Below are 7,625 nucleotides of genomic sequence, written 5' to 3' on the forward strand. Positions count from 1 at the left end.
AAGACAGGCTAGGGTGAGGCAGGACAGCAGATCAGCTCCGCCACGACCGGTCTTCCGCCGCAGCCACGCGGCGGACACGTTGTCAAAGAAAAAATGACAACATGCTGATTTTCCTGCCTTTCTGCAAGGAGCGCAGAAAGTTTTCAGAAAATGCGTCAAAATAGACTGTTCAATCAATCAATTTCTTGCTAGGCTCTGGACATGTCGAGGAAGCATCCCCGACGCCCTGCCTCCTGCCGCATCGAAGCCGCGGGAGACAACACCCTGACCATGCCAGCAGCGCATTTTCTCCCGCTTTGCCGCACCCTGCCGGAGAACGGGACGCCATGCCTCTGGCCTGCTTTAGCCAAAAAGAGCGCCTTCGGGCGCAAGGAGGATCATAATGGCGAAGATGAAAACCATGGACGGCAATAACGCCACCGCGCACATTGCCTACGCCCTGTCCGACACGGCGGCCATCTACCCCATCACGCCCTCGTCCGTCATGGGCGAAGTGGTGGACGAAATGGCCGCCCGCGGCGCGATCAACCTGATGGGCCAGAAAGTGCTCGTGCGGGAAATGCAGTCCGAAGCCGGCGCGGCCGGCGCCGTGCACGGCATGCTCTCCGGCGGGGCGCTGACCAGCACCTTCACGGCCTCGCAGGGCCTCCTGCTCATGATTCCCAACATGTACAAGATCGCCGGCGAACTGCTGCCCGGCGTCTTCCATGTGTCGGCCCGCGCGCTGGCCTCGCACGCCCTGTCCATCTTCGGCGATCATCAGGACGTCATGAGCGCCCGTCAGACGGGCTTTGCCTTCCTCTGCTCCTCCTCGGTGCAGGAATGCATGGACCTTGCGCTGGTGGCGCATCTGTCCGCCATCGACTCGAGCCTGCCCTTCTGCCATTTCTTCGACGGTTTCCGCACCTCGCACGAAGTGCAGAAGATCGAACTCATCGACTATGAAGATATCCGCGGTCTGGTGAGCTGGGACAAGGTGGAAGAGTTCCGCAACAACGCCATGAACCCCGAGCACCCGCACATCCGCGGTACGGCCCAGAATCCGGACATCTATTTCCAGAACCGAGAAGCCAGCAACCTGTATTATGACATGGTGCCGTCCATCGTGCTGGAGAACATGCAGAAGGTGGCCTCCATCACCGGCCGCAAATACAAGCTGTTCGACTATGTGGGCGATCCCGAAGCCGACCGCGTGATCATCAGCATGGGCTCCTCCTGTGAAGTCATCGAGGAGACGGTGAACTACCTGAACCAGCGCGGCCAGCGCGTGGGTCTGGTGAAAGTGCGCCTGTTCCGTCCCTTCTCCGCCGCCCACCTCATGCAGGCCATCCCGGCCACGGCGAGCACCATCACCGTGCTCGACCGCACCAAGGAGCCCGGCTCCCTCGGCGATCCGCTCTATCAGGACGTGTGCACCGCCTTCATGGAAAAGGGCGAGGCCCCGACCCTCGTCGCCGGCCGCTACGGCCTCGGCTCCAAGGACTTCACGCCCGGCATGGCCAAGGCCGTGTTCGACAACATGCTGGCCGTGGGTCCCAAGAACCACTTCACCGTGGGCATCCGCGACGACGTGACCAACCTCTCCCTTGACGTGGACGAGGAGATCGACACCGTGCCCGCCGGCACCGTGCAGTGCAAGTTCTTCGGCCTCGGCTCCGACGGCACCGTGGGCGCCAACAAGCAGGCCGTGAAGATCATCGGCGACAATACGGACATGTACGCCCAGGCCTACTTCGCTTACGACTCCAAGAAGTCCGGCGGCCTCACCGTGTCCCACCTGCGCTTCGGCAAGGCGCCCATCCAGTCCTCCTACCTCATCACCCAGGCGGACTACATCGCCTGCCACAAGTCCTCCTACGTCACTCAGTACGACGTGCTGGAAGGCGCCAAGGAAGGCGGCACCTTCGTGCTGAACTCCAACTGGTCGCTGGCCGACATGGAAAAGCACCTGCCCGCCGCCATGAAGCGCACCATCGCCCGCAAGAAGCTCAAGTTCTACAACGTGGACGCCGTCAAGGTGGCCGCGGAAGTGGGCCTCGGCGGCCGCATCAACATGATCATGCAGACGGCCTTCTTCAAGCTGGCCAACGTGATCCCCTTCGAGCACGCCGTGGAGCTGCTCAAGGAATCCATTAAGAAGACCTACGGCATGAAGGGCGACAAGGTCGTCAACATGAACATCGCCGCCGTGGAAAAGGGCATGGACGCCCTTGAAGAGATCAAATACCCCGCCGAATGGGCCAATGCCACCGAAGGTGCGGAAGTCTGCCACTGCGGCGACGACGACTACCTGCGCAACGTGGTGCGTCCCATCCTCGGCCAGCGCGGCGACAAGCTGCCCGTCTCCGCCATGGAGCCGGCCGGCCTCATGCCGCTGGGCACCGCCGCCTGCGAAAAGCGCGGCGCGGCCATCCTCGTGCCCGAATGGCAGGTGAACAACTGCATCCAGTGCTTCCAGTGCTCCTTCGTCTGCCCGCATGCCGCCATCCGTCCGGTCATCGCTTCCGACGACGAACTGGAAGGCGCGCCCGCGACCTTCGAGGTGAAGGACGCCCAGGGCAAGGAACTCAAGGGCTTCAAGATGCGCATGCAGGTCTACGCCGAGGACTGCCTCGGCTGCGGCTCCTGCGCCGACGTCTGCCCGGCCAAGGAAAAGGCCCTCGTCATGAAGCCGCTGGAGACCCAGATCGAGGCCCAGAAGGTCAACCTGGCCTTCGCCGAAGATCATGTCGCCCTCAAGGACGACCTCATGCCGCGCGACAGCGTCAAGGGTTCGCAGCTCCAGCAGCCCCTGCACGAGTTCTCCGGCGCCTGCGCCGGCTGCGGCGAAACGCCCTACGCCAAGGTGCTGACCCAGCTCTTCGGCGAGCGCATGCTCATCGCCAACGCCACGGGCTGCTCCTCCATCTGGGGCGCCTCCTCGCCCACCACGCCGTACACCACCAACAAGGACGGCTTCGGCCCGGCCTGGGGCAACAGCCTCTTTGAAGACGCCGCCGAATACGGCTGCGGCATCGGCCTGGCCTATGTGCAGCGCCGCAACCGCCTGGCCATGCTCGTGCAGGAATCCCTGAAGGACGAGAGCATCTCTCCCGAACTCAAGGACGCCATGGAAGGCTGGCTGGCCCACAAGGACGACGCCGAAGGTTCGCGCGAATACGGCGAACGCGTGCTGGCCAACCTGGAAGACTTCGGCAGCCCGCTGGCCCACGAGATCTGGCACATGGGCGACCTCTTCACCAAGAAGAGCGTCTGGGTCTTCGGCGGCGACGGCTGGGCCTATGACATCGGCTACGGCGGCCTCGACCATGTGCTGGCCTCCGGCGACGACATCAACGTGCTGGTCTTCGACACCGAAGTGTACTCCAACACCGGCGGTCAGGCCTCCAAGTCCACGCCGCTGGGCGCCATCGCCCAGTTCGCCGCCTCCGGCAAGCGCATGGGCAAGAAGGATCTGGGCCGCATGGCCATGACCTACGGTTACGTCTATGTGGCGTCCATCTCCATGGGCGCGGACAAGGCGCAGGTGGTCAAGGCCTTCCGCGAGGCCGAAGCCTACAAGGGCCCCTCGCTCATCATCGCCTACGCGCCCTGCATCAACCAGGGCCTGCGCAAGGGCATGGGCAAGAGCATGGAAGAAGCCAAGCTGGCCGTGCAGACCGGCTACTGGCCCCTCTATCGCTACAACCCCGCCCTGGCCGCGGAAGGCAAGAACCCCTTCCAGCTCGACTACGCCAAGGAGCCCAACGGCGGCCTGCAGGAATTCCTGGCCGGGGAGACCCGCTTTGCGGCCCTGGACAAGAAGGCCCCCGACGTGGCCCAGCAGCTGAAGGAACAGCTCGACAAGTCCTACATGGAACGCTTCGCCATGTACAAGCAAATGGCTGAACTGCCGCTGCCCGGCAGCAACAGCTAACGCCTCACGCATACCACGGGGGTACGGCGGGCTGCGCCGTACCCCCCTTGCGCAGCCCGGGCTTTGAGTATGGCAGCCCCGCTGCCGCCTTTGGAGGAAACATGAACGCCCTGTATCTCACCGCCACAGGCCCTCTGTCCGGCAAGACCGCCGCGGCTCTGGGCATCATGCACATGCTCAATCTCAGTATGCGCGACGTGGCCATTTTCCGGCCCATCATCAACACCCCCCAGATGACCGACCGCGACCCGGACATCCACCTCATGATGGAGCAGTTCAAACTGCGGCAGGACTATGCGGAGACCTTCGTCTACACCCACGAGGAGGCCCGCAAGGTCATCAACCGCGGCGACCATGATCTGGTCATCGAGACCATCATGAAGCAGTTCAAGAAACTGCAGGCCGAACACGAATTCGTCTTTGTGGAAGGCACGGACTTCCTGGGCAAGGACGCGGTCTACGAATTCGAGCTCAACGCGGAGATCGCCTCCAACCTCGGTTGCCCGGTCATGCTGGTGGTCAACGGCGACCATCCGGCCGACGACCTGCGCCAGAGCCTCCAGAACGTCATGGCCACCATGAACGAAAACTCGCTGGAGGTCATCGCCACCATCATCAACCGCGGCCATCTCTCCCAGATGGAACTGGACGAGATCCGCGACGCGCTGAGCACCGAGGCGCACCGCGCCCTCGTCTACGCCATCCCCGACGACGCCACCATCGCCAAGGCCACCATGTACGACGTGAAGAAGAGCCTCGGCGCGGAAGTGCTCTACGGGGAAAACCGCCTCGACACCATGGTCGGCTCCTACCTCATCGCGGCCATGCACATCGACAATTTCCTCAAATATGTGGAGAAGGACCAGCTCATCATCACGCCCGGCGACCGTACGGACATCCTGCTGGCCGCCATCGGCACCCGTATGTCCTCCTCCAAGCCGGACATCGCCGGCGTGCTGCTCACCGGCGGCATGAAGCCGCCCGTCGAGGTCTGCGAGCTCATCGAGGGCTGGACCAATTCGCCCCTGCCCATTCTCATGACCAATACGCTCACCTACCAGAGCGTCATGGCCCTGCACGAAGTGTCCGGCTACATCGAGCCCACGGACACCCGCAAGATCAATACCGTCCTCGGCCTGTTCACCCACCATGTGAACTCCAAGGAGATCAGCAAGCGTCTGCAGTTCAGCTCCAACAGCTCGCGCATGACGCCCATGATGTTCGAGTTCAACCTCATCGAGCGCGCCAAGACCAAAAAGATGCGCATCGTGCTGGCCGAAGGCGAGGAAGAGCGCATCCTCCAGGCCACGGACGTGCTGCTGCGCCGTGACGTGGCGGACATCATCCTGCTGGGCAACCCGGACGTCATCCATCAGAAGGCCCGCGACCTCAATCTGGACATCTCCGGCGCCACCGTCGAGAACCCCGCCACCTCGCCGCGCTTCGACGATTACGCCAATACCTACTACGAACTGCGCAAGGCCAAGGGCATCACGCCCGAGACCGCCCGCGACATCATGAACGACGCCACCTACTTCGCCACCATGATGGTCAAGAAGGACGACGCCGACGGCATGGTCTCCGGCGCGGTGAACACCACCGCCCACACCATCCGTCCGGCCTTCGAGTTCATCAAGACCAAGCCCGGCTTCTCGGTGGTGTCCTCGGTCTTCCTCATGTGCCTCAAGGACCGCGTGCTGGCCTTCGGCGACTGCGCGGTCAACCCCAATCCCACGGCCCAGCAGCTGGCCGAAATCGCCATCGCCTCGGCCCATACGGCGCGGGTGTTCGGCATCGAGCCGCGCGTGGCCATGCTGTCCTACTCCACCGGCACCTCCGGCAAGGGCGTGGATGTGGACAAGGTCAAGGAAGCCACGGCCATCGCCAAGGAAATGGCCCCCGACCTCCTGCTGGAAGGCCCCATCCAGTACGACGCGGCCATCGATCCCTCCGTGGCCAAGACCAAGCTCCCCGACAGCAAGGTGGCCGGCCGCGCCACGGTCTTCATCTTCCCCGACCTCAACACGGGCAACAACACCTACAAGGCCGTGCAGCGCGCCGCCGAGGCCGTGGCCATCGGCCCGGTGCTCCAGGGCCTCAACAAGCCGGTCAACGACCTCTCGCGCGGCTGCACCGTGCCGGACATCGTGAACACCGTGGCCATCACCGCCGTGCAGGCCGCCGCCGAAAAGCACAAGTAGATCTGATCATCGCACACCATCGCCGCCCGGACGCACCAGCCGTCGTGTCCGGGCGGCATCAACCATAAGGAAGTCTTGCCATGAAAGTTCTTGTGATCAATGCCGGTTCCTCTTCCTGCAAATATCAGCTGCTGGAAATGGAGACCGAGACCGTCCTTTGTTCCGGCGTGGCCGAACGCATCGGCCAGGACATGGGCCGTCTGTCCCACAAAATCGCTCCTGATACCGACCAGGAAGAAAAGATCGTCAAGGAAGCTCCCTTCCCCACCCACGTGGAAGCCATGGAACTGGTCATCGCCCTGCTGACCGATACGGAAAAGGGCGTCATCAAGGACAAGAGCGAGATCCACGCCATCGGCCACCGCGTGCTGCACGGCGGCGAATCCATCACCGACCCGGTGAAGGTGGACGACCACGTCAAGAAGATCATCCGCGACTGCTTCCTGCTTGGCCCCCTGCACAATCCGGCCAACCTCATGGGTATCGAAGTCTGTGAGAAGCTCTTCCCCGGCGTGCCCAACGTGGCCGTGTTCGACACCGAATTCGGCATGGGCATGGAGCAGGAAGCCTACATGTACGGCCTGCCTTACGAGCTTTATGAAGAGCTGCACATCCGCCGCTATGGCTTCCACGGCACCTCTCACAAGTACATCGCCAAGAAGACCGCCGAATATCTGGGCAAGCCGCTGAAGGATCTGCGCTCCATCACCATGCACCTCGGCAACGGCTCCTCCATGAGCTGCGTGCGCGACGGCAAGTGCCTGGACACCAGCATGGGCCTCACGCCTCTGGAAGGCCTCATCATGGGCACCCGCTGCGGCTCCATCGACCCGGCCATCGTGCCCTTCGTCATGGAGAAGAAAAAGCTCAGCCCCGCCGAGATGGACACGCTCATGAACAAGAAGTCCGGCCTGCTGGGCCTGTGCGGCTTCACCGACATGCGCGACGTGCACAAGGAAGTGGAAAACGGCAACAAGCGCGCCGAACTGGCCCTGAACATGCTCGTGCGCAGCATCAAGAAGACCCTCGGCAGCTACTTCTTCCTGCTGGAAGGCAAGGTGGATTCCATCGTCTTCACCGCCGGCATCGGCGAAAATGACGACATCGTGCGTGAAGCCGTCTGCAAGGGTCTGGAAGAATTCGGCATCCACCTCAACCTTGCCGAAAACAGCACCCGCCGTCCCGGCGCCCGCACCATCTCCACCCCGGACAGCCGGGTGAAGGTGCTGGTCATCCCCACCAACGAGGAACTGCAGATCGCCCAGGCCACCCTGGAGATCGTGGGCCGCTAGCCCCAGCCTCTTTCTCCGTCCCGCAAGGCCCTGCTCCGGCAGGGCCTTCTTGCGTTAGGGCCTGTTGACACTATTCGCTGTTTATTTGGGGGGAAGGGGAACCCCTCGCTCTGCTGTCGATGTCCGTAAGGCTCCTTCGTCGCCTAACGGACACGGCCCCTCGGGCCGCCTTTCGGTCGCGCTCTGCTGTCGATGTCCGTAAGGCTCCTGCCTCGC

The 7,625-nt window shown here is 63.0% G+C and carries 3 protein-coding genes; all 3 read left to right on the plus strand.

The features are described from left to right. Positions 1-382 precede the first annotated feature (382 nt). Complete coding sequence (nifJ, locus tag Q0K12_RS07280; protein WP_297261514.1) at positions 383-3,916, plus strand: pyruvate:ferredoxin (flavodoxin) oxidoreductase; 3,534 nt, start codon at positions 383-385, stop codon at positions 3,914-3,916. Between the two features lie 101 nt (positions 3,917-4,017). After that, on the plus strand, positions 4,018-6,117 hold the full coding sequence (pta, locus tag Q0K12_RS07285; protein WP_297261516.1) for a phosphate acetyltransferase: 2,100 nt from the start codon (positions 4,018-4,020) through the stop codon (positions 6,115-6,117). Between the two features lie 80 nt (positions 6,118-6,197). Further along, the gene (locus tag Q0K12_RS07290) at positions 6,198-7,409 is read left to right on the plus strand and encodes an acetate kinase (RefSeq protein WP_297261518.1); all 1,212 of its coding nucleotides are present in this window, start codon (positions 6,198-6,200) and stop codon (positions 7,407-7,409) included. Positions 7,410-7,625 lie beyond the last annotated feature (216 nt).

The organism is uncultured Desulfovibrio sp., from assembly GCF_944324525.1.
Lineage (GTDB): Bacteria > Desulfobacterota > Desulfovibrionia > Desulfovibrionales > Desulfovibrionaceae > Desulfovibrio.

Excerpts from the sequence above, each read along its gene's own strand:
- nifJ (WP_297261514.1), top strand. The coding sequence starts at position 383 with ATGGCGAAGATGAAAACCATGGACGGCAATAACGCCACCGCGCACATT.
- pta (WP_297261516.1), top strand. The coding sequence starts at position 4,018 with ATGAACGCCCTGTATCTCACCGCCACAGGCCCTCTGTCCGGCAAGACC.
- Q0K12_RS07290 (WP_297261518.1), top strand. The coding sequence starts at position 6,198 with ATGAAAGTTCTTGTGATCAATGCCGGTTCCTCTTCCTGCAAATATCAG.